This is a genomic window from Streptomyces sp. McG3, from assembly GCF_018619185.1.
Lineage (GTDB): Bacteria > Actinomycetota > Actinomycetes > Streptomycetales > Streptomycetaceae > Streptomyces.
In genome coordinates this window covers 1-26998 of record NZ_JAAXYC010000044.1, presented here as the reverse complement: position 1 = coordinate 26998, position 26998 = coordinate 1, and the positions used below count along the sequence as shown (strand labels likewise).

Here is a 26998-nt window from a genome sequence, read left to right as displayed (position 1 = left end):
CCCGCAGCGCCCTCACTTGCTGTCGGTGAGCTGCTCGTCGAGTTCGTCGAAGAGCAGCTCGCCGTGATCGACCTGGCCGGTGCGGTACGCGGAACGGGCCACCAGGTGCGAGGCCACCGGGCCGGTGAGCATCTGGAAGAAGGCGATGAGACCGAGGGTCGCGAGGTCCATGCCGCTGCGCAGCCGCAGCGCGACCCCGGCCAGCACCAGGATCATGCCGAGGGTCTGCGGCTTGGTCGCGGCGTGGCTGCGGGAGAGGACGTCGGGCAGCCGGATCATGCCGATCACCCCGAGCAGACAGATCGCGGCGCCGATGAGGAGCATCGCGGCGCCGGCCGTGTCGACGATCTGGAGCCAGAGACTCACCGGGAGCCCTCCTGGGCGTCGTCGGGGTGCGGGGGACGGGGCCGGTCGCGTACGGCGATGAAGCGGGCGATGCCCACCGAGCCGGTGAACCCGAGGAACGCCAGCACCAGCATGATCGGGAAGTAGAACGGATCCCGGGCGAACGCCGATTTGGCGGCGAGGCCGGCGATGATCAGGGCGGCGCAGACGTCCAGCGAGATCGCCCGGTCCAGCATGGAGGGGCCCCGCCAGATCCGCGCCAGCAGCAGGGCGCCGGCGAGCAGGATCAGGACGACGGCGGCGGTCAGCAGAACGCGGTCGACCTGTTCGGGCGCGGTCATGGTGCGGGCCTCCCTGCGGCGAGCTGGGGCGGTGGCGGGGGGTCGGCGACCCGGGCGATCTCGTCGGGGGTGCCGAAGGCCCGTACGGTCAGTTCCTCGATCCGCCACACCTGGCGGCGGGCGGCTTCGAGCTCCTCGGGCCGGTCGGCGTCCAGGACGTGCAGGAAGACCGTGGCGGTGGCCCGGCGCACCTCGATGATGGAGCCGCCGGGGACGTTGGAGACGGCGACGGCGGTGGCCGCGAGCATCAGGTCGCTGCGGCACCGCAGGGGCACCCCGATCACGGCGGCCCGGTGGGGCAGGCCGAAGAAGATCTGCCGGGTGACCTTCACCCCGGAGGTGTACATGTCGTGGAGGAGATAGCCGACCAGGCGCAGGATGCCCCAGGGGTGGAGCCGCAGTCCGAGGTCGACCCGGGGCAGCGGGAAGGCGAGGCAGACGGCGACCGATACGACCAGGCCGGTGATGACGTTGGCCCAGGTGAGGGTGGACCAGAGCAGCACCCAGATGAGGGTGAGCCAGGCGATCAGCGGCAGGTCCAGCACGCGTCGGCGGCGGGTGCCGAACTCGGCGCTCAGGGGCGGCAGATCGGCGTTGCGGAACGAGAGGCGCAGGATGCGTTTCACCGGCCCAGCACCTCCTGGACGTAGGGGGTCCGCTGGAGGAGTTCGGTGGCCGTGCGGTCGGTGAAGGCGGTGAGCGGGTCGGCGAACACCGTGAAGGAGAGGCCGATCGCGATGGTCGCCGCGGTGGCCGCGACCATCGGGCGGGGCAGCCGGCTGGTGGTGATGACGGCCCGCAGGGTCGCGGCGACGGCCTGCCCCGCCGGGCGGTGGGCCGGGGCGATGCCCTCGTCACCGGTGCCGCGGATCCGGTCGGGGCCCGCGTCCGCGTCGTCGTCGCTGTCGTCGCCGGACTCCAGGACCGTTCCGGCGGCGGCCTGGCCGGGCGGGGCGGCGCGCCAGAAGGCCAGGTTCCAGACCTTGGCGACCACGTACAGCGTCAGCAGGCTGGTGGCCGCCGAGCCCGCGACCAGCAGCCAGGCCCAGCCGCCGCCGTCGGCGACACCGGCGCGCATCAGCCCGAGCTTGCCGATGAAGCCGGACAGCGGGGGGATCCCGGCGAGGTTCATCGCGGGGACGAAGAACAGCACGGCGAGCATCGGCGCGGCCCTGGCCAGACCGCCGAGCCGGGTCAGTTCCGTGGTGCCGCCCCGGCGTTCGATGAGCCCGGCGACGAGGAACAGGGTCGTCTGGACGGTGATGTGGTGGGCGACGTACACGATGGCCCCGCCGTACGCCTCGCGGGTGGCGAGGCCGATCCCGAAGACCATGTAGCCGATGTGGCTGATCAGGGTGAAGGAGAGCAGCCGCTTCAGGTCGGTCTGGGCGACCGCGCCGAGGATGCCGATGACCATCGAGGCCAGCGCGATGGCCATCAAAAGGTCGCCGATGCGGTTGCCGGGGAAGAGCAGGGTCTCGGTGCGGAGCATGCAGTAGACGCCGACCTTGGTGAGCAGTCCGGCGAAGACGGCGGTCACGGGGGCCGGGGCCGTGGGATAGGAGTCGGGGAGCCAGGCGGCGAGCGGGAAGACGGCCGCCTTGATCGCGAAGACGGTCAGCAGCAGCGCCTGGATCAGGGTCTGTACGCCGATGGGGAGGTCGGCCAGCCGTCCCGCGAGCTGGGCGAAGTTGGCGGTGCCGGTGGCCGCGTACGTCATGGCGATGGCGGTGAGGAAGAGCATCGAGGAGAACAGCGAGATGATCACGTAGGTGGAGCCCGCCCGCATCCGGGGTCCGGTGCCGCCGAGGGTGAGCAGGACGAAGCTGGCGACCAGCATGATCTCGAAGCCCACGTAGAGGTTGACGAGGTCGCCGGCGAGGAAGGTGCAGGAGACCCCGGCGACGAGGATCAGGTAGGCGGGGTGGAAGACGGCGAGCGGGGTCTCCTTGTCCCGGTCGGTCATGCCCTGGCCGAGGGAGTAGACGAGGACGCAGAGTGTGATGGCCGAGGAGACCGTGAGCATCAGCCCGGACAGCCGGTCGGCGACCAGGGTGATGCCGAGCGGCGGGGCGAAGTCGCCGAGGTGGACGGAGAGCGGGCCCTGCCGGTCGGCGGCGATCATGAGGATCACCGAGAGCGCGGTGACGGCGGTGAGCACGGCGACGCTGATGAAGCGCTGGAAGCGCCCCAGGCGGGTGCCGAAGGCGAGGCTGAGACCGGTGGCGCACAGGGGCAGCAGCACGGGCAGGGGGACGAGCGCGTTCATCCGTCGGCTCCTCGGTCGCGGGGGTAGCGGTCGTCCGCCTTGGCGTCGCCGTCGCGTGCGTAGTCCTCCGGGTCCGCGCCCAGCACGTCGTTCCAGAGGTTGCCGGAGGCGTCGCGGCCCCGGGCCTGGCGGGCGCGGTCGGCGCGGAGCCGGTCGCGGAGCCGGCGGCGCTCCTCCCGGTAGCGTTCGCGCTCCTCGGCGGTGGGTTCGGCCCCCGACCGGAACTGTTCGCGCAGCTGGGCGCGTTCGCCGAGCACTTCGGCGCGCAGCACGATGCGGCGGTCCTCCAGGTCGTCGTGGACCTCGTCGGTGCCGGTGATCTGGTGGCTGCGGTAGGCCATGGCCAGCAGGAACGCGGTGGTGGCCAGGGTGATGACGATGGCGGTCAGCGCGATGGCCTGGGGCAGCGGGTCGGTGACCCGGCTCAGGGACACCCCGTAGAGCAGGGGCGCCGCACCGGCCCGGCCGGTGGAGGAGAGGACCAGCAGGTTGATGCCGTTGCCGAGGATGACGGCGCCGAGCAGGATGCGGGTCAGCGGGCGGGTGAGCATGAGGATGCCGCCGACGGCGCAGAGCACGACGGCGGTGGCGAGGAGCGAGGCGCTGACGATCATCGGAGGGTCCCTCCCGCCTCGGGGCCGCCTTCGGGGGTGAGGACGCCCGCCGCCCGTTCGATCTGCCGGTCGATCTTGGCGCCGAGGGCCCGCACGATGTCCAGGACGACGCCGAGGACCAGCAGGTAGACGCCGAAGTCGAAGAGGACCGAGGTGCTCAGGTGGTACGAGCCGAAGACCGGCAGGTGTCCGTAGTACGTGAAGGCGTGCAGGACGGTCCCCTCGGCGAGTCCGAGGAGGCCCACGCCGGTGGAGATGAAGAGGCCGAGGCCGGTGAAGAGGCCTGGTTGCAGGGGGGCCGCCTCGGCGAGTTCGAAGCGGCCGCCCGCCAGGTAGCGGGTGATCAGGGCGAGTCCGGCGACGAGTCCGGCGACGAACCCGCCGCCGGGCAGGCTCTCGGCGCAGAACAGCAGATAGACCGAGAGCACGAGGATCGGGTGGAACAGCAGCCGGGCCACCACCTCGAAGACGATCGAGCGGTGCTCGGGGGCGAGGGTGGCTCCGGCGGCCAGCCAGCCGCGTTCGGGGGCCACGTCGTCGCCCTGCGGCAGCCGGGAGGAGTGGTGCGCCGACAGGGACCAGGCGGTGCGCCCCCGCAACTCCTCCTGGACCAGGGTGCCCTCGCTGCGGCGGTGCAGGTAGATGAGGCTGGTGACGCCGATCGCGGCGGCGGCGAGCACCGCGGACTCCCCCATCGTGTCCCAGGCGCGCAGGTCGACGAGGATGGTGGCCACGACGTCCTTGAGCCCGTGGTCGGCGACCTCCCGGACCATGGCGGCGCCGGCCGGTTCGGCGGTGCGCGCGGCGGCGGCGACCCACATGCCGACGCCGACGGTGGCGGCCGCCGCGAGGGCCATCGGGATGCGGGCGGCCCGCCGCCAGGTACTGACGGTCTCCTGGAAGTGGACGGGCATCCGGCGCAGCACCAGCACGAAGACGATCATCGAGACGGTCTCGACGCAGAACTGGGTGAGCGCCAGGTCGGGCGCTCCCTGGACGACGAAGAGCAGGGCGGCGCCGTATCCGGTGAGTCCGGCCAGGACGACGGCCTTCATGCGCCGCCGCACCGTCAGACAGAGCAGGGCGGCGGCGCAGGTCAGGGCGGCGACCGCGCCCTGGAGCGGGTTGTCCCAGAGCCGGGGGCGCACGGCCCCGTTCCAGGGGGTGTCGACCACGAGGACGGTGAGCTGCCCGGCGAGCATGACGAGGAGGGTGGTGGCGAGGTACACGGAGAGGGAGCCGCGCTGGATGAAGCCGGTGACCTGGAGGGCGAGACGTTCCTGCCCGAGCAGCAGATGGCCGAAGACGCTGTCGGCGGTGGGCCAGGCGATCCGGCGGGAGAGCCGGGTGACCTGTGCGCGGCCGAGGAAGAGCACGGTGCCCGCGGCCCAGGCGAGGGCCGACAGGAGCAGCGCGATACCGAACCCGTGCCAGAGGGCCAGGTGGTACGGCTTCCCCTCGGCCGGGAACGTGTCGGCGTACGCGCCCAGCAGCCGGTCGGTCCAGCCGACGCCGGGGCCGAGGACCAGGCCGAGGGCGGCGAGCAGGGCGGGCGGGGCGAGGAAGGCCCACCCGACGCGGTGGACAGGGGTGTCGGGGACGCCGGGCTTGCGGGCGAACGCGCCCCAGACGAACCGCAGGCTGTACGCGGTGGTCAGCGCGGAGCCCGCGACGACGACGGCCAGCGCCCACCGGTCGGCGGCGGAGCCGTGCAGCAGCGCCTCGAACGCGGCCTCCTTCGCGGCGAAGCCGAGCAGCGGCGGGAGGGCGGCCATGGAGGCGGCGGCGAGGGCGCCGACGCCGGCGACGTACGGCAGGGAGCGGCCGACGCCGGACAGTTCGCGCAGGTCGCGGGTGCCGGCCGCGTGGTCGACGATGCCGGTGACGAGGAACAGCGGGGCCTTGAAGAGGGCGTGCCCGAGGATCATCGCGGCGGCGGCGAGCGCGGCGTCGCGGTTGCCGGTCCCGGCGAGCAGGGTGAGGAAGCCGAGCTGGCTGACGGTCCCGTAGGCGAGGACGAGCTTGAGGTCGTTCAGGCGCAGCGCCCGCCAGCCTCCGAGCAGCATGGTCGCGCCGCCGAGGACGAGCACGACGGGTTTCCAGACGGGGACGTCGGCGAAGGCGGGGGCGAGCCGGGCGACCAGGTAGACCCCGGCCTTGACCATCGCGGCGGCGTGCAGATAGGCGCTGACGGGGGTCGGCGCGGCCATGGCGTTCGGCAGCCACATGGAGAACGGCCAGATCGCGGACTTCGACAGCGCCCCGCACAGCACGAGGACGACGGCGACGGACACGGCGAGGGTCGTCTCGGGCGGGTCGGCGACGATCGCGGAGATCCGGTAGGTGCCGGCGGCCTGACCGAGGATCAGGAAGCCGACGAGCATGGCGAGGCCGCCGAAGGTGGTGACGACGAGGGCCTGGAGGGCGGAGCGGCGGCTGTGCCGGTGTTCGCTGCCGTGGCCGATCAGCAGGTAGGAGAAGACCGTGGTCAGTTCCCAGAACACGTAGAGCGTGATCAGGTCGTCGGCGAGGACGAGGGCGAGCATCGCGCCCGCGAAGGCGAGCAGGTTCCCGGCGAAGCGGCCCAGTTGCGGGGTGTCGTCGGTGAAGTAGGAGGCGCAGTAGAGCAGGACGAGCGCGCCGACCCCGGCGGCGAGCAGCACCATCAGTTCGGCCAGCGCGTCCAGGCGCAGGTCGAGGGCGACGCCGTAGTCCGGGATCCACTGCCAGGACCAGGTGTCCGCGTCTCCGGACGCGGCGGTGCTCCAGCGGGTGAGGGCCCAGACGGTGGCCGCCGCAGGGGGCAGGGCCAGCACGACGAAGGCCCGCCGGCCGAGCCGGTGCACCAGCGGGCCCGCGCAGGCCGCGAGCGCGAAGTGGGCGACGATGAGCGCGATCACCGAGGGGTGTCCGGTTCGGGCGGCGGCGGGGCATCCGGAATAAAAGGCACTAAATACAGATATATCTCTCAGGCCGATTCACCCGACCGGCGCGCCGCGCGCCTCCCGGCCGCTGTCTCCGGGAAGGTCGCCTCAGCCGTGTCCGGCGCAGGGTCCGCTGTGGTCGCAGTACGGCGTGTTGCCGGTGGCGCCGCAGCCGCAGAGCATCACCCGGGTCTCGTGGCACGGTCCGTACGGGGTGGCGACTTCGAGATCGCCGCGCACGTGCAGCACCCCGTCGGCGTGCAGGGAGACATGGGTGGGGACGTCCGGGACCTCGTCGGGCATCCCGTCGGTGCGGTGGTACTGGAGCGCGCCGCTCGGGCAGCGGTGGATGACGTCGGCGACCTCGTCGGCGGGGGCGTTGTCCGGCTGGATCCACGGGCGGCGGCCGACGTCGAAGACGGCGGGGAGTCCGGTCACGCACTCGGCGGCGTGCAGGCAGCGGTGCGCGTCGAATCCGACGACGATGCCCTCGCCGTCGTAGGAGCGGGCGGCGGGGCGCGGGGGCGGCTGACTGGTCACCGCTGACCCTCCTGGTCGGCTCGGTATCCGGACCCCTTCAGCCTCGCCCCGCCGTCCTCCCGCCGCTACTCGGACGCCCGGCTCACGGCAGCACCGCGACCCCGTCGATCTCGACCATCGCCTGCTCGTCCCAGAGCCGGGCCACCCCGATGACGGCCATCGCCGGGTAGTCGCGTCCCGCGAGCCGGCGCCAGATCCGGCCCAGCTCGGGGGCGTGGGAGCGGTAGTCGGCGATGTCCGTGGCGTAGACGGTGACCCGGGCGAGGTCGGCGGGGGCGCCGCCGGCCGCGTGGAGAGCGGTGAGCAGATTGCCCAGGGCGACGGCGAACTGGTCGGGCAGGGTGTCCCCGACGACCTTTCCGTCCGGGTCGAGTGCGGTCTGTCCGGCGAGGAAGACCAGGTGCCCGCCGGTGGCGACGACCGCGTGGCTGAAGCCGGTGGGCGGGGAGAGTTCGGCCGGGTTGATCCGGTGGGACGGGCTCATGCGGGCGGCTCCTGGGTGAGGCCGGCGGGCTCCACGGGCTCCTGGGCGGCGGACTGCCGGGTGGGGGGCTGCTGATCAAGGGACTGTTCGTCACGGGGCTGCCGGTCAAGGCGCTGCTGGGCGAGGCGCTGCTGGGCGAGGGGCTCGGATCGCTGGGCGCCGTTCGCGTACAGCTCCTTGGCGATGATGGTGCGCTGCACCTCGCTCGCGCCCTCGTAGATCCGCGGCGCGCGGACCTCGCGGTAGAGGTGTTCGAGCAGATGACCCCGGCGCAGGGCGCGGGCGCCGTGCAGTTGGACGGCGGTGTCGACGACGTACTGCGCGGTCTCGGTGGCGTACAGCTTGGCCATCGCCGCCCGGCGCGGCACGCCGCTCTCCCCCGCGTCGTACGCGGCGGCCGCCGCGTACACCAGGAGGCGGGCGGCCTCGGTGCGGGTGGCCATCTCCGCGACCTGGTGCGAGACGGCCTGGAGGTCGCTCAGCGGACCGCCGAACGCGGTGCGCCGGGCCGTGTGGTCCAGGGTCGCGTCGAGGGCGGCGCGGGCCATCCCCACGGCGAACGCCCCGACGCTGGGCCGGAAGAGGTTGAGGGTGTTCATCGCGACCCGGAAGCCCCGGTCGGGCTCGCCGAGCACATCGTCGGCGGTGACCGGTACACCGTCGAACTCCAGGGTGCCGATGGGGTGCGGGGAGAGCATGTCGAGGGCGGAGCCGGTGAGTCCGGGGCGGTCGGACGGGACCAGGAACGCGGTGATGCCGCGGGACCCCGCCCCGGGGGTCGTCCGGGCGAAGACCACGGCGAAGTCGGCCTCGGGGGCGTTGGAGATCCAGCACTTCTCGCCGGTGAGCGCCCAGCCGTCCGGGGTGTGCTCGGCGGCCAGGCTCAGGGCCGCCGCGTCGGAGCCGGCACCCGGCTCGCTCAGGGCGAACGCCGCGACGGCCCGCCCGGCCCGGACCTCGGGGAGCCAGCGCTCACGGTGGGCGGCGGTGCCCGCCTGGACGATCGGGGTGGTGCCGAGGCCCTGGAGGGCGAGGGCCGTCTCGGCCTCGGTGCAGCCCCGGGCCAGGGACTCACGCAGCAGGCACAGGTCCAGCGCCCCGGAGCCCAGCATCCGGCCGAGGAGGCCCAGCTCGCCGAGCGCGGCCAGCAGCGGGCGGTTGACGCGCCCGGGCTCCCCCTTCTCCGCCAGCGGGCGCAGCTCCTGCGCGGCGAGGGTGCGGAGCTCCTCGCACCAGGCGGTTTGTTCCGGTTCGAGGGAGAATGCCGTCATGGCGGCGCCTCTCTTGTCGCGTCGTGTCGCGTGCTCCGTCGCGTCGCGTGGCATCTCGTCGCATCGCATCGCACGTCATGTCTTATCGCGGACCGTTGACTACCGTCACCCAAACGATACGCTCCAGAGGCGACAAGGGGGCGATCCTTCATGGAGCCGAATTCCTCGCCGAACACGCCCACAGCCGCCGCCGACGCGTCCGTACGCGTCCCCGGCGCGCATCCCGAGCCGTCCGGTCACGCCGCGGGCGCCCACGCCGACACCTTCACGCGCGACCATCTCCCGCCGCCGGAGCAGTGGCCTGAGCTCCTCCTGGACGATCCCGCGCCGCGCTACCCCGACCGGCTGAACTGCGGGCACGAACTGCTGGACCGGACCGTCGAGGAACGGGGCGCGGACCGCCCCGCGCTGCTCTCCGGCGACGGGAGCGTCTGGAGCTACGGAGAGCTGCGGGAGACGGTGGACCGCATCGCCCATGTGCTCACGGACGACCTGGGCGTCGTGCCGGGCAACCGGGTGCTGCTGCGCGGGCCGACGACGCCCTGGCTGGCCGCCTGCTGGCTCGCCGTCATGAAGGCGGGCGCGGTCGCCGTCACCGTGCTGGCGCAGGCGCGCGCGACGGAGCTGGCCACCATCTGCTCGCTGGCGCGCATCGGCCACGCCCTGTGCGACGCCCGGTCGGCGCGGGACCTGGCGGAGGCGGACGTGGAGGGCCTGCGGGTCACCCTGTTCGGCGGGGACGCGCCCGGGGACCTGACCCGGCTGACCGAGGCCAGGACCGGGCCGTACCGGGCGGTGGACACGGCCGCCGACGAGGTCGCGCTCATCGCGTTCACCTCGGGCACCACCGGACGCCCCAAGGGCTGCATGCACCTGCACCGGGACCTCCTGGCCATCGCCGACACCTTCTCCCGGCACGTGCTGCGCCCCTGTGCCGACGACGTGTTCGCGGGCAGTCCGCCGCTGGGCTTCACGTTCGGCCTGGGCGGGCTGCTGGTCTTCCCGCTGCGGGCCGGGGCCTCGACGCTGCTGCTGGAGCAGGCGGGGCCGCGGCAGCTGCTGCCCGCGCTGGTCCGGCACCGGGTCTCGGTGCTGTTCACCGCGCCGACGGCCTACCGCACGATGCTCGGGCAGCTGGACGGCCACGACCTCTCGGCGCTGCGGCGCTGTGTGTCGGCCGGGGAGAACCTCCCTGCGTCGACCTGGGGGGCCTGGCACGAGGCGACGGGGCTGCGCATCATCAACGGCATCGGGGCCACGGAGCTGCTGCACATCTTCATCTCGGCGGCCGACGACGCGATCCGGCCGGGCACGACGGGGGTGCCCGTGCCGGGGTGGCAGGCCCGCGTGGTGGACGAGCGCGGGGACGAACTGCCCGACGGCGAGGCGGGACTGCTCGCCGTGCGTGGTCCGGTCGGCTGCCGCTATCTCTCCGACCCCCGCCAGACGGAGTACGTCCGGCACGGCTGGAACATGACCGGCGACACCTTCGTCCGCGAACCGGACGGCTACTTCCGCTACGTGGCCCGCGCCGACGACATGATCATCTCCTCCGGCTACAACATCGCGGGCCCCGAGGTGGAGGACGCCCTGCTGCGCCATCCGGAGGTCGCGGAGGCCGCCGTGGTGGGCCGGGCGGACGAACTGCGCGGCGAGATCGTGGTGGCCCACGTGGTGCTGACGGAGGGCTCGGAGCAGACGGCCGACTCGCTGCGGGCCCATATGAAGGCCGGCCTGGCCCCGCACAAGTGCCCGCGGGTCTTCGTCTTCCAGGCGTCCCTGCCCCGTACGGCCACCGGAAAACTCCAGCGGTTCCTGCTGCGGGACCAGCACCTCTAAAGTGATCACGTGGCCGAGCTGCGCACCCCCCGTTCCCTGATCGTCACGCTCTACGGCGCCTACGGCCGACCGCCGGACGGCGCGCCGTTCGCGGTGTCGGAGCTGATCCGTCTGCTGCACGCCGTCGGCGTCGACGCCCCTTCCGTACGCTCCTGCGTCTCGCGGCTGAAGCGGCGCGGGCTGCTGGTGGCCGCCCGTGCGGCGGACGGTTCGGCGGGGTACGCGCTGTCGCCGGACGCCCGGCAACTGCTGGACGACGGGGACCGGCGGATCTACGGGCGGCCCGGGCCGCGGCTCTCCGACGGCTGGGTGCTCGCGGTGTTCTCCGTGCCCGAGGCGGAGCGCAACAAGCGCCATCTCCTGCGCTCCCGGCTGGCCCGGCTCGGCTTCGGCACGGCCGCGCCCGGGGTGTGGATCGCGCCGGCCGGGCTGTACGAGGAGACCCGCCACACCCTGGAGCGGCTCGGGCTCGCCCCGTACGTGGACCTGTTCCGCGGCGAGCACCTCGGCTTCGCCGCCACCCGCGAGGCGGTGGCCCGCTGGTGGGACCTGGCGGCGGTGGCGCGGCTGCACCACGAGTTCCTGGAGCTGCACGAGCCGGTGCTGCGGGACTGGGAGGCGTCCGGGGAAACCGACGACGCACCCCGCCCGCAGACCGCCTACCGGGACTATCTGCTGGCCCTGGACTCGTGGCGGCAACTCCCTTACGCGGACCCGGGTCTGCCGCCCGAGCTGCTGCCCGGGGACTGGCCGGGCGGGCGATCCGCGGAGGTGTTCGGCCGGCTGCACGAGCGGCTGCGGGACGCCGGGGAGCGGTACGTGCGGCCGTGACCCCGCCGGGGTGAAATCCAGGTGCCCCGGGCCCCGGCCCACGGGCAGGATGAGGCATGACCTGGACCTTCACGAACGACGTCGCCACGTTCCTCGCCGCCGCCGGCGCGTCGCTCGCCGCGCGGCCCGTCGAGCACACGGTGGCGCTGACCGTCACCGAGCGGCTGAGGCACGCGGGCCCGCACCACTACGGCGGGGGCGATCCGGTGCTCGGCTGGTGGCGCGGGGCGGACGGGGCGGTGGCGGGGACCCTGCTGCGCACTCCGCCGCATCCCGCGCTGCTGAACGCCGTGCCGGCGGACGCGGTGGGTCCGCTGGCGGAAGCCCTGGGAGCGGGCCCGGATCTGGACGCCGTCAACGCGGACCGGGGCACCGCGGCGCTGCTGGCCGCCCGGCTCCCCGGCTACCGGACCGAGCAGGAGCAGCGGCTGTACCGGCTGGGTCCGCCGCGACCGCCCTCCCCCGCGCCGGATGGCCGGGCCAGGGCGGCGACGCCGGCGGACCGGGCGCTGCTCGTGGAGTGGGTGCGCGGATTCGCCGACGCGACCGGGCAGTCCAAGTCCTCGGCCGAGTGGCTGGTGGACGAGGGAACGGAACGCGGGGCGCTCACCCTCTGGGAGAGCGGCGGGGCTCCGGTGGCTCTCGCGGGGCGCTCCCGGATGCTGGCGGGCACGGTGCGGGTGACCTTGGTGTACACCCCGCCGGAGCTTCGCGGCCGGGGGTACGCGGCCGCCGTGACGGACGAGGCCGGGCGGGCGGCCGGGGAGGCGGGAGCCGCGGAGGTCGTGCTGTTCACCGACCTCGCCAACCCGACGAGCAACAGCGTGTATCTGCGCATCGGCTACGAACCGGTCGCGGACCGGCTGCTGTTGAGGAGGCACCCGTGACCGAGGAGCCCGTGGCCGAGGAATCCGTGACCGAGGAGCCCATGGCCGGCCCCGTGGCCGAGGAGCTCGTGACGGCGGAGCCGCTGTGGCTCGTCGCCGCGAACGTGGTGCGGTGGCGGCGGTACGGGGAGGGCGGGCAGGAACTGCGGCCCGGGACCAAGTCGTACCGGGGCGGGTCCAAGCTGCACGTCGTCACAACCTACGGGGGCATGGGGCACGAGCAGTTGACCACCATCGGGCGCGGCCGGCACACCGGTGCGTACATCACCATCGACATGGCGACCCGCAATCTCCACACCTTCCGGCCCGTCGCGGTGTACAGCCCTGCGGTACTGCGCCGCGTGGCAGCGCTGGGCGTCGACGGATCCTGGGCCACGCGGGAGTACGCCGAGGAGCTGGCCGCCCTGCTCGCGCGCCTGGCTCCGCGGTACCGCGAGGAGCACTGGGACGGTGTGCCGCACCCCGTCCCTTGCCGCTGCCACGGCTGCCTCAGCCCAGCGTGAGCCGGGGCTTCGGTCCGTCGGTGCGGCCGGTGGGCGGCGGGCGGCTGCCCGCGCCGTACGGAAGGGGCCAGGGAGCGCCCGGGCCGCTGTAGCCCTGTTCGGCCGCCGCGTGCAGCGTCCAGTGCGGGTCGTACAGATGGGGGCGGGCCAGGGCACAGAGGTCGGCGCGGCCCGCCAGGAGCAGGGAGTTGACGTCGTCCCAGGAGGAGATCGCGCCGACCGCGATGACGGGGACGCCGACGGTGTTGCGGATCCGGTCGGCGTACGGGGTCTGGTAGGAGCGGCCGTACTCGGGGCGCTCCTCGGCCACGACCTGGCCGGTGGAGACGTCGATGGCGTCGGCCCCGTGGTCGGCGAAGGCGCGGGCGATCGCGACGGCGTCCTCGGCGTCGGTGCCGCCCTCGGCCCAGTCGGTGGCCGAGATCCGCACGGTCATCGGCCGTTCATCGGGCCACACTTCGCGTACGGCGTCGAAGACCTCCAGGGGGAAGCGGAGCCGCCCGGCCAGGGATCCGCCGTGGGCGTCGGTGCGGCGGTTGGTGAGCGGGGAGAGGAAGCCGGAGAGCAAGTAGCCGTGAGCGCAGTGCAGTTCGAGGAGGTCGAAGCCGGAGCCGGCGGCGCGCCGGGCGGCCGCCACGAACTGCTCACGCACGGCGTCCAGTCCGGCCCGGTCCAGCTCCGCGGGGACCTGGCTGACGCCCGGCTCGTACGGGAGCGGGGAGGCGGCCGCCAGCGGCCAGTTGCCGTCCTCCAGGGGCTGGTCGATGCCTTCCCACATCAGCCTCGTGGAGCCCTTGCGGCCGGAGTGGCCGAGCTGCACCCCGATGGCGGCGCCGGGGGCGGAGGTATGGACGAAGTCGGTGATCCGCCGCCAGGCGACGGCCTGTTCGTCGTTCCACAGGCCGGTGCAGCCGGGGGTGATGCGGCCCTCGGGGCTGACGCAGACCATCTCGGTCATCGTGAGTCCCGCACCGCCGAGCGCCCGGGCCCCGAGGTGGACGAGGTGGAAGTCGGCGGGCAGCCCGTCGGTGGCGGAGTACATGTCCATGGGCGAGACGACGACGCGGTTGCGCAGTTCGAGGCCGCGCAGGCGCAGCGGGGTGAACATCGGCGGGGTGCCCGGCGGGCAGCCGAACTCCTCCTCGACGGCGGCGGTGAACGAGGCGTCTCGCAGTCGGAGGTTGTCGTGGGTGACCCGGCGGCTGCGGGTGAGCAGATTGAACGCGAAGCGGCGGGGCGGCTGGTCCACGTAGGTGGCCAGCTCCTCGAACCAGCGCAGGCTGGCCGCCGCGGCGCGCTGGGTGGAGGCGACGACCGGGCGACGCTCGGCCTCGTACGCGGCGAGGGCCGTCGGCAGGTCCGGCTGTTCCTCGACGCAGGCGGCCAGCGCCAGGGCGTCCTCGACGGCGAGCTTGGTGCCGGAGCCGATGGAGAAGTGGGCGGTGTGGGCCGCGTCGCCGATGAGCACGGTGTTGCCGTGGGACCAGCGGGAGTTGGCGACCGTGCGGAAGGCGAGCCAGGAGGAACTGTTGCCGCGCAGCGGGCGGCCGTCCAGCGCTTCGGTGAAGAACTTGGCGCAACGGGCGGTGGATTCGGCCGCGTCACAGGTGTCGAGCCCGGCGGCGCGCCAGACCTCCTCGCGCATCTCGACGATGACGGTGGAGGCGTCCGCCGCGTACGGGTATCCATGCAACTGCATGACGCCGTACGGGGTTTCGGTGATCTCGAAGCGGAAGGCGTCGAGCGCGAAGTCGGCGGCGAGCCAGATGTAGCGGTTGCGGTGCCCGGTGACGCTCGGGCCGAAGGAGTCGGCGTGGGCCGCGCGGGTGGCGCTGTGCACCCCGTCGGCGGCGATGACCAGGTCGTGGTGGGCGGCGAGCTCGGCTGCGGGCGGGGCCGGGGCGCGGAAGCGGAGGTCGACGCCGAGGCCGGTGCAGCGCTCGTGCAGGATCTCCAGGAGCCGGCGGCGGCCGAGGGCGGCGAAGCCGTGGCCGCCGGAGGTGTGGGTCCGGCCCCGGTGGACGATGTCGATGGTGTCCCAGCGGACGAACTCGGCTCTCAGCGCCCGGTACACCTCGGGGTCGGCGTGTTCGATGGAGCCGAGGGTCTCGTCGGAGAGGACGACGCCGAAGCCGAAGGTGTCGTCGGGGGCGTTGCGCTCGAAGACGGTGACGGCGCGGTCCGGGTCGAGCCGCTTGAGGAGGGCCGCGGCGTAGAGACCGCCGGGGCCGCCGCCGACGACCGCGATCCGCCGCACGCGGTCCGGCTCAGCCTCACCCGGGCGCCGGGTCGCCTCGGGAACCGGCACGGGGGCGTCCGGGCGTCGGGCGGCTTCGGGGGCCGGCACGGCGGCGTCGGGGCGCCGGGTCGACTCGGGGGCCGGCACGGCTACCTCCCCTGCCACTTCGGCGGCCGCTTCTCGGTGAAGGCGGCGTGGAACTCGGCGTAGTCCTCGCCGTGCATGAGGAGTGCCTGGGTGTTGGCGTCCAGCTCGACGGAGGCGGCGAGCGGCATGTCCAGCTCGGCGGTGAGCAGGGCCTTGGTCTGGGCGAGCGCGAGGGCCGGGCCGTCGGCGAGGCGGCGGGCCAGCCCGGCGGCGCGCTCGTCGGCCTTCCCCTCCTCGGCCAGCTCGCTGATCAGCCCGATGCGCTCCGCCTCCGGGGCGCGGACGGCGTCCCCGAGCATCAGGAGCCGGGTGGCGTGGCCGAGGCCGACGACCCGGGGCAGCAGATAGGCCGCGCCCATGTCGCCGCCGGAGAGGCCGACCCGGGTGAAGAGGAAGGAGAAGCGGGCCGACGGGTCGGCGATCCGGAAGTCCGCCGCCAGGGCCAGCACGGCTCCGGCCCCGGCGGCGACGCCGTGGACGGCGGCGACGACGGGGAAGGGGCACTCCCGCAGGACCCGGACTACCTGGCCGGTCATCCGGTTGAATTCGAGGAGCTGCGCGGTGTCCATGGCCAGGGTGGCGCCGATGATCTCGTCGACGTCTCCGCCGGAGCAGAAGCCGCGCCCCTCACCGGCGAGGACGAGGGCGCGGACGGAACGTTCCCGGGAGAGCTCGGCGAGGAGGTCACGCAGATCCGCGTAGGCGCCGAAGGTGAGCGCGTTGAGTTTCTCGGGGCGGGCGAGTGTGACGGTGGCCACACCGTCGTCCCGGGTCAGCCGCAGATGACGCCATTCCTCGGTGCTCGGGGCCGAGCTGGGAAACGGGCTCATGGAGGGGTCCCCTTCAGCGATCGGGCTGGTGCCGGCCGTGCGCGGGTCGCGTTCCGCCTCCGAAGTTATCACCCTTACGTGACCGCCGTCACGAGGTCGCAATACAGCATCCATGAGACCGTTGTGGCGAAAGTCCCCTTTGCTCCGGCCGACCGCCTCTATGGCCGGACCGGAACGGTTCGTAAGGTTGAAACCAGGAAGTCCCGACACGAGTACCGCGTGAACCCCAGAAGTCGAGACCTCCCGCTTCGAGGAAGACCCGCTCCCGAACGGAAACCCCGCCGTGCCGCCCGACGTCCCCGTCCCCGCCTCCTGGCGCATCGCCCTGCCGCACTCCACCGCGGCCGTGCCGATCGCCCGCGCTCTCATCCGTACGGCACTGTCGGACATCGACGCCCCGGCCGACAGCGACACCGCCGAGCTGCTGACCGCCGAGCTGGTGGCCAACGCCGTCGAGCACACCCTGGGCGGTGAGCCCATCGAGCTGGTCGTGGAGCTGCTGCCCACCGGCTGCCAGGTCGAGGTGCACGACCGCGACCCCGCCCCGCCGGGCGACCTGTCCCGGCCGCAGCCGGGCTGTGAGGTCGATCCCTGGCAGGAGCACGGCCGCGGCCTGCTGCTGATCCGGACCCTCAGCTCCGCGTGCGGTCACCGCACCACGGAGCACGGCAAGGCCGTGTGGTTCACGCTTCCGGCGATACCGGCGCAGCCGGGTCCGTCCCCGGGGAGCTGACCAGCCGGGAGCGCTTGCGCCCGTAGCCGGCGTACAGCAGCGACCCGACGGCGAGGAAGACCGCGAACTGGACCCAGGTCGTCCAGCCGGTCCCGTACATCAGATACAGGCAGAACAAGACGCCCAGCAGCGGGCTCACCGGGTAGAGCGGCACCCGGAAGGTCCGCTTCAGCCCGGGGGCGCTCCGCCGGAGCACCACCACCGCGACATTGACGGCGACCATCGTGGCGAGCGTGCCGATGGTCGTCAGGTTCACGACGACGTCGAGCGGGACGAACGCGGCCGGGACCGCGAAGACACCGGCCACGATCCAGGTGTTGGCGACCGGGGTGTGGGTCGTGGGCGAGACCCGCTCGAAGACGCGCGGGATGAGCCCGTCGCGGGACATCGACATGAGGATGCGGGTCTGCCCGTACATCACGGCGAGCACCACCGAGGCGATGGCGACGACCGCGCCGAAGGCGATGATGCCGCCGCCGACCGTGGAGTCGGTGACCTGGTTGACGGCGATCGAGAGGGCCGCGCTCTTGTTGGCGACGGCGTCCGAGCCGATCGCGCCGATGGCCGAGAGCGCCACCGCGCAGTAGAGCAGGGTGACGACGCCGATGCAGATCAGGATGGCGATGGGGATGTTCCGCCGGGGGTTCTTGACCTCTTCGCCGGCGGTGGTGATGGCGTCGAAGCCGATGTAGGAGAAGAACGCCAGCGAGGCGCCCGCGGTGATGCCGCCGAGCCCGTGGGTCGCGAACGGCATGAGGTTGTCGTCCTCGAACGCGCTGAACGCCACGGCGCAGAACGCGACCAGGATGCCGATCTTCAGGATCGCCATGGCGGCGGTCGCGGTGGCACTCTCCCGGACCCCGCGCACCAGCAGCGCGGCGGCCATGGCGATCACGACGATCGCGGGCAGATTGACCACACCGCCCTCGGCGGGACCGGCGGACAGGGCCTCGGGGAGTTGCAGGCCGATCACGCTGTTCAGCAGCTCGTTGACGTACTGGCTCCAGCCCACCGCGACGGCGGAGACCGACACGCCGTACTCCAGCAGCAGGCACCAGCCGACGAGGAAGGCGGTGCGCTCGCCGAGCGCCGCGTACGCGAAGGAGTACGAGCTTCCGGAGACCGGGATGGCGCTGCCCAGCTCCGCGAAGGAGAGGGCGGTGAAGATGCAGGTGATGGCCGCGAGGACGAACGAGATCACGACGGCGGGGCCGGCCTCGGCGACGCTGTCGGAGAGCCCGACGAAGATGCCGGTGCCGACGATCGCACCGACCCCGAAGCAGACGAGCTGGAAGAGGCCCATCGTGCGCTTGAGGCCGTGGCCCTCCAGGTCGCCGCCGGACTCGGCGATGAGCTGATCGGGACTCTTGCGGCGCAGGCCCGGCTTCGAGGGGCCGGGGCGCTGCGGGGTGCCGGAATCCGGCAGACCGGTGCTCATGCGGGACGTTCTCATCTCTGGTGGTGCAGTGGGGGGACGTTTCCCGGTGCGCACGGCGGCCGTGGGGACCGCGGGCGGCACATGGGAAGGGGTCCGGGCATCGCGAGCCCGAACCCCACCAAGAGGCGACATCGTAGCCACCACCACGCATGTTCACCCAATCGGGTGTATGAGCATGCGAACCCCTGCTCCGTACCCGTACCCGCTGGTAGCGGCGGGGCTACTTCCCCGCGAGCGTCGCCACCAGCACGGCCTTGATCGTGTGCATCCGGTTCTCCGCCTGGTCGAAGACGACCGAGTGAGCGGACTCGAAGACCTCGTCGCTGACCTCCAGCTCGGTCAGCCCGTACCGGGCGTGGATGTCCCGGCCGACCTGGGTGCCCAGGTCGTGGAAGGCGGGCAGGCAGTGCAGGAACTTCACGTCCGGGTTGCCGGTGGCCCGCAGGACGTCCATCGTCACGGCGTAGGGACCGAGGGCGGCGATGCGCTCGGCCCACACCTCCTTGGGCTCCCCCATGGAGACCCAGACGTCGGTGGCGACGAAGTCGGCGCCCCGCACGCCTTCGGCGACATCGCCGGTGAGGGTGATCGTGGCGCCGCTGACCTCGGCGAGCACCCGGGCCCGCGCCACGACGGCCTCGTCCGGCCAGTAGGCCTCGGGGGCGACGATCCTGACGTCCAGGCCGAGCAGGGCGCCGGTGATCAGGTAGGAGTTGCCCATGTTGAAGCGGGCGTCGCCGAGGTAGGCGAAGGCCGTCCCCGTGACGGGCCCCTCGCGGAACTCGGTCATGGTGAGCACGTCGGCGAGCATCTGGGTCGGGTGCCAGTCGTCCGTGAGCCCGTTGAAGACCGGCACTCCGCCGTACGCGGCCAGGTCCTCGACGGCCTGCTGGCTGTCGCCCCGGTACTCGATCCCGTCGAACATCCGGCCGAGCACCCGGGCGGTGTCCTTCACGGACTCCTTGTGGCCCATCTGCGAGCCCGACGGGTCCAGGTAGGTGGTGGAGGCGCCCTGGTCGGCGGCGGCGACCTCGAACGCGCAGCGCGTACGGGTCGAGGTCTTCTCGAAGATCAGCGCGATGTTCTTCCCGCGCAGCCGCTGGACCTCGCCTCCGGCCTTCTTGGCCGCCTTGAGCTCGGCGGCCAGGGAGACCAGGCCGAGAAACTCCTCGGAGGTGAAGTCCAGCTCCTTGAGGAAGTGGCGACCGGTGAGGTCTATGGCCATGATGACTGCTCCTGGGTCGGACGGGGATCGGCGCACTGCACGCGGGCAGAACTGGAAGTCTATACGACTACCCGCATCTCTATACAGGGTCAGGGTGCGCGGTCCGCACGCTTCTCAGCCCACGGGGTCCCGCTCCACCGGACAGCTCATACAGCGCGGCCCGCCACGTCCCCGGCCCAGCTCGCTGCCCCGGATCTCGATCACCTCGATGCCCTGCTTGCGGAGATAGGTGTTGGTCGTGGCGTTGCGCTCGTACGCGACGACGACCCCGGGCTCGACCGCCAGCACGTTGCAGCCGTCGTCCCACTGCTCGCGCTCGGCCGCGTGCACGTCCTGGGTGGCGGTGAGCACCCGGATGGAGTCGAGCCCGAGGGCGGCGGCGATGGCGCGGTGCATGTGCTCGGGAGGATGGTCGGTGACCTTCAGCTCGCGGGGGCCGCTGCCGGGCTCGATGGTGTACGAGCGGAGCATGCCGAGACCGGCGTACTGGGTGAACGTGTCGCCGTCGATCATCGTCATCACCGTGTCCAGGTGCATGAACGCCCGGGTCTTGGGCATGTCGAGCGCCACGATCGTGCGCGCCGAACCGGCGCCGAAGAGGCCCCGGGCCAGCATCTCCACGGCCTGCGGCGTGGTGCGCTCGCTCATCCCGATGAGGACGGCGCCCTGCCCGATGACCAGGACGTCACCGCCCTCGATGGTGGAGGGGTAGTCGTCCTGACCCTCCGACCAGTGGTGGAAGGCGCCCGCCTCCGGGCCGGTGAAGAGGGGATGGTGCCGGTAGATCGCCTCGAAGTGGACGGTCTCGCGCTGTCTGGCGGGCCAGCGCATCGCGTTGATGGAGACCCCGTCGTAGATCCATGCCGAGGTGTCCCGGGTGAAGAGGTGGTTCGGCAGCGGGCCGAGCAGGAAGTCGTCCAGGTCCATGACGTGGAAGCGGACGGAGGTCGGCTCGCTGTGCCGCTCCAGGAACTCCCGCTTGGTCATGCCGCCGACCAGCGCCTCCGCCAGCTCCTCCGAGGACAGTTCCTCGAAGGCGGCCCGCAGATGCTCGGTGGCGAGCGGACCGTACTCCTTCTCGTCGAAGACCCGGTCGAGCACGAGCCGCCGGGCGACCGGGATGTCGAGGGACTCGCGCAGGAGATCGCCGAAGAGGTGCACGGCGACCCCCCGGTCGCGCAGCACGTCGGCGAACCCGTCGTGTTCCTCCCGGGCGCGGCGCACCCACAGCACGTCGTCGAACAGGAGCGCGTCCTTGTTCCTGGGGGTGAGCCGCTTCAGCTCCAGATCGGGGCGGTGCAGTACGACGCGGCGCAGCCGCCCGGCTTCGGAGTCGACGTGGAATCCCATGCCTTCATCCTCACCGCGCGGAGCGCCGTTCACCCCGCGAATCGCCTACGGGTTGGGCGGCTCTCAGAGACGGGGGTCCACCGGCTCCGACTCCAGGGCCAGGACCGCGAACACCGCCTCGTGGACCCGCCACAGCGGCTCCCCCTCCGCCAGCCGGTCCAGGGCCTCCAGACCGAGCGCGTACTCCCGCAGCGCCAACGAGCGCTTGTGGCCGAGGAACCGGGAGCGCAGGCGCTCCAGATTGTCCGGGCGGGTGTACTCGGGGCCGTAGATGATGCGGAGATACTCCCGGCCGCGCACCTTGATGCCGGGCTGGACGAGCCGGCCCTTGGCGTCCCGGACCAGGGCGCCGAGCGGCTTGACGACCATGCCCTCGCCGCCCCGCCCGGTCATCTCCAGCCACCAGTCCACGCCCGCGCGGACGGAGGACTCGTCCCCGGTGTCGACGACGAGCCGGCGGGTGACCTGGAGCAGCCCGGTCGGGTCGTGCTCCACGAGCCGGTCCAGCCAGGCGAGCTGCTCGTCGTGCGGCACGGAGGCCAGGGAGCGGCCCTGGACCGCGAGGATCTGGAACGGCGCGAGCCGCACCCCGTCCAGCCCCTCGGTGGGCCAGCAGTAGCGCCGGTACGCCTCGGTGAACGCGGCCGCGTCCCTGGCGCGGGCCCGCTGGAGTCCGGCGAGGCCCACCACCTCGACGCCCCGGGCGACCGCCTGTTCCAGGGCGGCGACGGCCGGCGGGAAGACCGCGCCGGACGCGGCGCCGACGGCGGCGTACTGCGAGCGCAGCAGCCCGCCGGCCTTGAGCGACCACGGCATCAGCTCGGCGTCCAGGAGCACCCAGTCGGTGTCCCACTCCTCCCAGAGCCCGGCGGCGGTGACGGCGGTGCGGAGCCGGTCCAGGACCGCCTCGGTCATCGCCGTGTCGTCCAGGAACGGGCGCCCGGTGCGGGTGTACAGCGCGCCGGTGGGGCCCGCCGTGCCGAAGCGCGCGGTCGCGGCCCCGGCGTCCTTGCAGACCAGGGCGACCGCCCGGGAGCCCATGTGCTTCTCCTCGCACACGACCCGCTCGACGCCGTCGCCGGCGTACTGCGCGAAGGCCTCGGCCGGGTGCTCCAGGAATCCGTCCTCGCGGGAGGTGGCGGTGGGCGCCATGGTGGGCGGGAGGTAGGCGAGGAGCTGCGGGTCGACGGCGAACCGGCTCATGACCTCGAGCGCGGCGGCGGCGTTCTCCTCGCGCACGGCGACGCGGCCCATGTGCCGGGTCTCCACGGTCCGGCGGCCCTGGACGTCGGCGATGTCCAGGGGCCGGCCCTCCCGGCCCCCGGGCGCCTCGGTGGTCAGCGGCTTGACGGGCTCGTACCAGACCTTCTCGGCGGGTACGTCGACCAGTTCGCGCTCCGGCCAGCGCAGCGCGGTCATCCTCCCGCCGAAGACGGCCCCGGTGTCCAGGCAGATGGTGTTGTTGATCCAGGAGGTGGTGGGCACCGGGGTGTGGCCGTAGACCACGGTGGCGCGGCCCCGGTACTCCTCGGCCCACGGGTAGCGCACGGGCAGGCCGAACTCGTCGGTCTCCCCCGTCGTGTCCCCGTACAGCGCGTGCGAGCGGACCCGGCCGGAGGTACGGCCGTGGTACTTCTCGGGCAGCCCTGCGTGACAGACCACCAGCTTGCCGTCGTCCAGGACGTAGTGGCTTACCAGCCCGTCGATGAACTTCCGCACCTGCCCCCGGAACTCGGGGTGCTCGGCGTCCTCGCGCTCCAACTGCTCGACGGTCTCGGCGAGCCCGTGGGTGAGCTGGACCTTGCGGCCCGCGAGATAACGGCCGAGCTTGTTCTCGTGGTTGCCGGGAACGCACAGGGCGGTGCCCGCCGACACCATGGACATGACGCGGCGCAGCACACCGGGGCTGTCGGGGCCCCGGTCGACGAGGTCGCCGACGAACACGGCCGTACGTCCTTCGGGGTGGGCGCCGTCCACGTAGCCGAGCTTGCCGAGCAGGGTGTCCAGCTCGGAGCGGCAGCCGTGGATGTCCCCGATGATGTCGAACGGGCCGGTGAGGTGGCGCAGGTCGTTGTAGCGGCGCTCCAGGACCACACGTGCGCTCTCGGCCTCCTCCTCGGTGCGCAGGACGTGCACCTTGCGGAAGCCCTCGCGCTCCAGGCCGCGCAGGGAACGCCGCAGCTCGCGGCGGTGCCGCTGGATGACGTGGCGCGGCATGGAGGCGCGGTCCGGGCGGGCCGCGTTGCGGGCGGCGCAGACCTCTTCGGGGAGGTCGAGGACGATGGCGATGGGCAGGACGTCGTACTTCCTGGCCAGCTGGACGAGCTGCTTGCGGCTCTCGGACTGGACGCTGGTGGCGTCGATCACGGTGAGCCGCCCGGCCTCCAGGCGCTTTCCGGCGATGTAGTGCAGCACGTCGAAGGCGTCGCGGCTGGCGCTCTGGTCGTTCTCGTCGTCGGCGACCAGGCCCCGGCAGAAGTCGGAGGAGACGATCTCGGTCGGCTTGAAGTGCTTGCGGGCGAAGGTGGACTTGCCCGATCCGCTGGCGCCGATGAGGACGACGAGGGAGAGGTCGGTCACCGGCAACCTGCGCGCGGCCGTGGAGGTGGCGGTGCCGACTTCCGTACTGGCGTCGCTGTGGTCGTCGTTCACGCGGCTTTCGCCTCCTTCGTCTTCGTCTCGGTCGTTGCGGTGTTCGTGGTGGCGTCGGTCCGGGTGAACACGGCCAGCTGGGTCGGCGGCCCCACCTCGGGGTCGTCCGGCCCGACCGGCGCGTACCGCACGGTGTATCCGTGCCGTTCGGCGACCTGCCCCGCCCAGTCGCGGAATTCGGCCCGGGTCCACTCGAAGCGGTGGTCCCCGTGCCGGACGTGTCCGGCCGGGAGGGTCTCCCAGCGGACGTTGTACTCGACGTTCGGTGTGGTCACGAGCACGGTCCCCGGTCGCGCCGCTCCGAACACCGCGTACTCCAGGGCGGGCAGCCGGTCCAGGTCCAGGTGCTCGATCACCTCACTGAGCACGGCTGCGTCGTATCCCACGAGCCGCTTGTCGGTGTAGGTGAGCGAACCCTGCCGCAGGGTGACCCGGTCCGCCCGGCGCTCTCCCATCCGGTCGAGCTTCAGCCGCCGCGAGGCGATGGTGAGGGCGCGCATCGAGACGTCGACGCCCACGATCTCGGTGAAGCGCACGTCCTTGAGGAGCGCCTGCACCAACTGGCCCTGGCCACAGCCGAGGTCGAGCACCCGGCTCGCCCCGGCGGAGCGCAGCGCGTCGAGGATCGCGGTGCGCCGCTGCTCGGCGAGCGGGACCGGCTTCTCCTCGGTGTCGGTGCTCTCGTCCACCGCGTTGTCGACGCTGTCGACGTCGAGGTCGTCCGACTCGGCGAGCCGGACCAGCTCCAGGGCCTGGTCGGCCTGGCGCGTGAGCCCCCAGCGGTGGGAGAGATAGCGCCGGGTGATCAACGGCCGCTCGGGGTGGTCGGCCAGCCATCCCTCCCCCGCGCGCAGCAGCTTGTCCACCTCGTCGGGCGCTACCCAGTAGTGCTTGGCGTCGTCGAGCACCGGGAGCAGGACATAGAGCTGGCGCAGCGCGTCCGCGAGCCGCAACTCGCCCTCCAGCACCAGACGTACGTAGCGGGAGTCGCCCCACGCGGGGAACTCCTCGTCCAGCGGTACGGCCGTGACGTCGACCCGCGACCAGCCGAGCGGCGCGAACAGCTTGTGCACCAGCTCGGCGCCGCCCCTGGCGGGCAGTGCGGGCACCTCGATCCGCAGCGGCAACGGACTCCCGGCCCGCTCGGGCATGGCCCGGCAGACACCGCCGAGCGCGGACTTGAACACGGCGGCGAGGGCGACCGACAGCAACGAGGACGCCGCGTAGGGGCGGTCGTTGACGTACTGCGCGAGCGCCGCGTCGGGGGCGCCGCCCCGGCCCTTGCCCTTGCCGCGCCGCACCAGCGCCACCGGATCCACCTCCAGCAGGAGCGCGGCCGTGCAGCGCTCGGCGGACGCCTCGGGATAGAAGACGTGCGCGGAGCCGTGCGAGGTGGAGAACGCCTGCGCCTTGTCGGGATGCTTGTGCAGCAGAAAGCCCAGGTCCGTGGCGGGACGCTCTTGGGTGCCGGTCGTACCGATCGTCAGGAACACCTGTCCGAGTATGGTCGTCGCCCCCCTGCTCCCACCAGGCATTTTCGCTCCTCCCGGAACACAGCGATCTCCGGGACGACCCCGGGGACACCCGCTACGGCGGGCCCTGACCCTCCAACCGCCCTTCCAGCTCCGTGACGAGGTCCGGCCCCACCCGGCAGCAGCCTCCGACGAGCCGGGCCCCGGCCCGCGTCCAGGCCCGCACCCGCCCCGGGTCGAAGGTTCCGCGCCCGGTCCACCCCCGTGCTCCGGCGTCCCAGCCCTCCCCGCTGTTCGGGTAGACCACAGCGGGCCTGCCCGTGACCGCCACCGCCTGCTCCACCGCCCCCTGTGCCTCCTCCGGATCGCAGCAGTTGACCCCGACCGCGAGGACGGAGTCCCGCCCCGCCGCCACCGCGAACGCCTCCTCCAGGGGCTGGCCGGCCCGGGTCCGGCCGCCCGCCACGCTGTACGAGAGCCAGTACGGCAGTCCGGTCTCCTCGGCCACCCGGACCAGGGCCTCGGCCTCGTCCAGGTCCGGCACCGTCTCCAGCGCCAGGGCGTCGGGCCCCGCAGCGGCCAGCGCCGCCACCCGGGGGCGGTGGAAGCGCTCCAGCTCCCGGATGCTCAGACCGTAACGGCCCCGGTACTCGCTGCCGTCGGCGAGCATCGCCCCGTACGGTCCGACCGATGCGGCGACCCAGGTCTCCCGATCGGGGTCGGCCCGGCGCGCCGCGTCGGCGGCGCCCCGGGCCAGCTCCACGCTGCGGGCGAGCAGGGCCCCGGTCCCGGCCCGGTCGATCCCGTACCTCCCGAACCCTTCGAAGGTGGCCTGATAGCTGGCCGTGATGAGGACGCGCGCACCCGCCCGGAGGTAGGCGAGGTGAGCGGCCTCGATCTGTTCCGGCGCGTCGGCCAGCAACCTGGCCGACCACAGCGTGTCGGACAGATCGCAGCCCTGCGCCTCCAGTTGGTTGGAGAGCCCGCCGTCCAGCAGGACGGGTCCGGCGTCCAGCGCGTCGGCGAGCGTGCGCACGGTACGCACAGCCACCTCCTCCTCGTCAGGTCAGGTCAGGTCAGGTCAGGTCAGCTGGGACTGGATCTGCGAGGAGATCAGTTCCAGATGGTCCAGGTCCTCCAGATCGAGGACCTGGAGGTAGATCCTCGACGAGCCGATCGCCTCGAAGCTGCCGATCTTGTCGACCACCTCGGCGGGCGATCCCGCCAGCCCGTTCGCCTTGAGCTCCTCCACGTCCCGGCCGATGGCCGCCGCGCGTCGGGCGACCTCGGCGTCGTCCTTGCCCGTGCAGACGATCAGCGCGTTGGAGTAGACGAGGTCGTCCGGAGAACGCCCGTGCGCCTGCGCGGCGGCCCGGACCCGGCCGAACTGCTTCTCGCTGTCCTCCAGCGAGGCGAACGGGATGTTGAACTCGTCCGCGTACTGCGCGGCGAGCCGCGGGGTGCGCGTCGCACCGTGACCGCCGATCAGGACGGGCACCTTGGTCTGGGTCGGCTTGGGCAGCGCGGGCGAATCAGTGAGTTGGTAGTAGGTGCCGTCGTAGCTGAAGGTCCCGCCGGCCTCCGTCGCCCACAGACCCGTGATGATCGCGAGCTGCTCCTCCAGGCGGCCGAACTTCTCCTTCGGGAACGGAATGCCGTAGGCCTTGTGCTCCTCCTCGAACCAACCTGCGCCCAGGCCCAGTTCGACCCGGCCACCGGACATCTGGTCGACCTGGGCCACCTGGATGGCCAGCACTCCCGGCAGCCGGAACGTGCCGGCGGTCATCAGCGTGCCGAGCCGGATCCGCCGGGTCTCGCGCGCCAGTCCGGCGAGGGTGATCCAGGCGTCCGTCGGTCCGGGCAGACCGTCGCCGGAGCCCATGCGGAGATAGTGGTCGGAGCGGTAGAAGGCGTCGAAGCCCAGGTCCTCGGCGGCCTTGGCGACGGTGAGCAAGGTGTCGTAGTCGGCCCCTTGCTGGGGCTCGGTGAAGATGCGAAGATCCATGCCCTCCATCCTGCCTCTCCGGCCCCCGGTCCCGCCCACCAGCCAGGCCGGACCTCCCC

At 72.7% G+C, this 26998-nt stretch carries 23 protein-coding genes; 5 read left to right on the top strand and 18 right to left on the bottom strand.

Annotation, left to right across the window (positions count from 1 at the left end; translation table 11 throughout):
• Nucleotides 1-12 precede the first annotated feature (12 nt).
• The 9 genes from mnhG to HET64_RS10450 form a co-directional block, all read right to left on the bottom strand.
• Nucleotides 13-366: a monovalent cation/H(+) antiporter subunit G gene (gene mnhG, locus HET64_RS10490; protein ID WP_215104101.1), complete on the bottom strand. Its 354-nt coding sequence runs from the start codon at nucleotides 364-366 to the stop codon at nucleotides 13-15.
• Nucleotides 363-686 carry a monovalent cation/H+ antiporter complex subunit F gene (locus HET64_RS10485; protein ID WP_215104099.1) on the bottom strand — a complete coding sequence of 108 codons (324 nt, stop codon included), beginning with the start codon at nucleotides 684-686 and terminating at the stop codon, nucleotides 363-365. The genes mnhG and HET64_RS10485 overlap by 4 nt, the downstream gene beginning before the upstream one ends.
• Nucleotides 683-1312, bottom strand: a complete 630-nt coding sequence (locus tag HET64_RS10480) for a Na+/H+ antiporter subunit E (RefSeq protein WP_215104097.1) — start codon at nucleotides 1310-1312, stop codon at nucleotides 683-685. The genes HET64_RS10485 and HET64_RS10480 overlap by 4 nt, the downstream gene beginning before the upstream one ends.
• Entirely contained in the window at nucleotides 1309-2955 is a 1647-nt protein-coding gene (locus HET64_RS10475; protein WP_215104095.1) for a Na+/H+ antiporter subunit D, read from the bottom strand. The genes HET64_RS10480 and HET64_RS10475 overlap by 4 nt, the downstream gene beginning before the upstream one ends.
• A complete protein-coding gene (locus tag HET64_RS10470; RefSeq protein ID WP_050357049.1) occupies nucleotides 2952-3569 on the bottom strand; it encodes a Na(+)/H(+) antiporter subunit C in 618 nt (205 codons plus the stop codon). The genes HET64_RS10475 and HET64_RS10470 overlap by 4 nt, the downstream gene beginning before the upstream one ends.
• Nucleotides 3566-6469, bottom strand: a complete 2904-nt coding sequence (locus HET64_RS10465) for a Na+/H+ antiporter subunit A (RefSeq protein ID WP_215104093.1) — start codon at nucleotides 6467-6469, stop codon at nucleotides 3566-3568. Before HET64_RS10465 ends, HET64_RS10470 begins: the two co-directional genes overlap by 4 nt.
• Before the next feature lie 132 nt (nucleotides 6470-6601).
• Nucleotides 6602-7033, bottom strand: coding sequence for a (4Fe-4S)-binding protein (locus tag HET64_RS10460; protein WP_215104091.1), 432 nt, complete (start codon nucleotides 7031-7033; stop codon nucleotides 6602-6604).
• 82 nt (nucleotides 7034-7115) lie between these two features.
• Complete coding sequence (locus HET64_RS10455; protein ID WP_097867020.1) at nucleotides 7116-7517, bottom strand: RidA family protein; 402 nt, start codon at nucleotides 7515-7517, stop codon at nucleotides 7116-7118.
• Nucleotides 7514-8788 (bottom strand): acyl-CoA dehydrogenase family protein, encoded by a 1275-nt coding sequence (locus tag HET64_RS10450; RefSeq protein ID WP_215104089.1) that lies wholly within the window; start codon nucleotides 8786-8788, stop codon nucleotides 7514-7516. The genes HET64_RS10455 and HET64_RS10450 overlap by 4 nt, the downstream gene beginning before the upstream one ends.
• A gap of 150 nt (nucleotides 8789-8938) precedes the next feature.
• Here HET64_RS10450 and HET64_RS10445 point away from each other — a divergent pair, with 150 nt between their 5' ends.
• From HET64_RS10445 to HET64_RS10430, 4 genes are read left to right on the top strand one after another with little or no spacing between them, the layout of a single operon-like run.
• Complete coding sequence (locus HET64_RS10445; RefSeq protein WP_215104087.1) at nucleotides 8939-10627, top strand: AMP-binding protein; 1689 nt, start codon at nucleotides 8939-8941, stop codon at nucleotides 10625-10627.
• Nucleotides 10628-10636: 9 nt separating this feature from the next.
• Nucleotides 10637-11458 (top strand): PaaX family transcriptional regulator C-terminal domain-containing protein, encoded by an 822-nt coding sequence (locus HET64_RS10440; RefSeq protein ID WP_215104085.1) that lies wholly within the window; start codon nucleotides 10637-10639, stop codon nucleotides 11456-11458.
• Between the two features lie 56 nt (nucleotides 11459-11514).
• Nucleotides 11515-12345 carry a GNAT family N-acetyltransferase gene (locus HET64_RS10435; RefSeq protein ID WP_215104083.1) on the top strand — a complete coding sequence of 277 codons (831 nt, stop codon included), beginning with the start codon at nucleotides 11515-11517 and terminating at the stop codon, nucleotides 12343-12345.
• A gap of 41 nt (nucleotides 12346-12386) precedes the next feature.
• Entirely contained in the window at nucleotides 12387-12848 is a 462-nt protein-coding gene (locus tag HET64_RS10430; RefSeq protein WP_215104126.1) for a hypothetical protein, read from the top strand.
• On the opposite strand, the gene HET64_RS10425 is transcribed toward HET64_RS10430, so the two are convergent.
• Complete coding sequence (locus HET64_RS10425; protein ID WP_215104124.1) at nucleotides 12835-15105, bottom strand: bifunctional salicylyl-CoA 5-hydroxylase/oxidoreductase; 2271 nt, start codon at nucleotides 15103-15105, stop codon at nucleotides 12835-12837. The two genes, HET64_RS10430 and HET64_RS10425, sit on opposite strands and share 14 nt — an antisense overlap.
• A gap of 131 nt (nucleotides 15106-15236) precedes the next feature.
• Nucleotides 15237-16064 (bottom strand): enoyl-CoA hydratase family protein, encoded by an 828-nt coding sequence (locus HET64_RS10420; protein ID WP_215104081.1) that lies wholly within the window; start codon nucleotides 16062-16064, stop codon nucleotides 15237-15239.
• Nucleotides 16065-16347: 283 nt separating this feature from the next.
• On the opposite strand from HET64_RS10420, the gene HET64_RS10415 reads away from it, so the two are divergent.
• Nucleotides 16348-16797 (top strand): ATP-binding protein, encoded by a 450-nt coding sequence (locus tag HET64_RS10415; RefSeq protein WP_097867015.1) that lies wholly within the window; start codon nucleotides 16348-16350, stop codon nucleotides 16795-16797.
• Here HET64_RS10415 and HET64_RS10410 read toward each other — a convergent pair.
• The 7 genes from HET64_RS10410 to HET64_RS10380 all read right to left on the bottom strand — a co-directional run bounded on the left by HET64_RS10410 (nucleotide 16748) and on the right by HET64_RS10380 (nucleotide 26939).
• Nucleotides 16748-18235: an amino acid permease gene (locus tag HET64_RS10410; protein WP_215104079.1), complete on the bottom strand. Its 1488-nt coding sequence runs from the start codon at nucleotides 18233-18235 to the stop codon at nucleotides 16748-16750. The two genes, HET64_RS10415 and HET64_RS10410, sit on opposite strands and share 50 nt — an antisense overlap.
• Before the next feature lie 220 nt (nucleotides 18236-18455).
• Nucleotides 18456-19460, bottom strand: coding sequence for an ornithine carbamoyltransferase (argF, locus tag HET64_RS10405; RefSeq protein WP_215104077.1), 1005 nt, complete (start codon nucleotides 19458-19460; stop codon nucleotides 18456-18458).
• A 114-nt stretch (nucleotides 19461-19574) separates the two neighbouring features.
• On the bottom strand, nucleotides 19575-20810 hold the full coding sequence (locus HET64_RS10400; RefSeq protein WP_215104075.1) for an arginine deiminase: 1236 nt from the start codon (nucleotides 20808-20810) through the stop codon (nucleotides 19575-19577).
• A 63-nt stretch (nucleotides 20811-20873) separates the two neighbouring features.
• Nucleotides 20874-23462: a polynucleotide kinase-phosphatase gene (locus HET64_RS10395; protein ID WP_215104073.1), complete on the bottom strand. Its 2589-nt coding sequence runs from the start codon at nucleotides 23460-23462 to the stop codon at nucleotides 20874-20876.
• Nucleotides 23459-24955: a 3' terminal RNA ribose 2'-O-methyltransferase Hen1 gene (locus HET64_RS10390; RefSeq protein ID WP_215104071.1), complete on the bottom strand. Its 1497-nt coding sequence runs from the start codon at nucleotides 24953-24955 to the stop codon at nucleotides 23459-23461. Before HET64_RS10390 ends, HET64_RS10395 begins: the two co-directional genes overlap by 4 nt.
• Before the next feature lie 94 nt (nucleotides 24956-25049).
• Complete coding sequence (gene mmuM / locus HET64_RS10385; protein ID WP_215104069.1) at nucleotides 25050-25979, bottom strand: homocysteine S-methyltransferase; 930 nt, start codon at nucleotides 25977-25979, stop codon at nucleotides 25050-25052.
• Nucleotides 25980-26015: 36 nt separating this feature from the next.
• A complete protein-coding gene (locus tag HET64_RS10380) occupies nucleotides 26016-26939 on the bottom strand; it encodes an LLM class F420-dependent oxidoreductase (RefSeq protein ID WP_215104068.1) in 924 nt (307 codons plus the stop codon).
• Nucleotides 26940-26998: the final 59 nt, after the last annotated feature.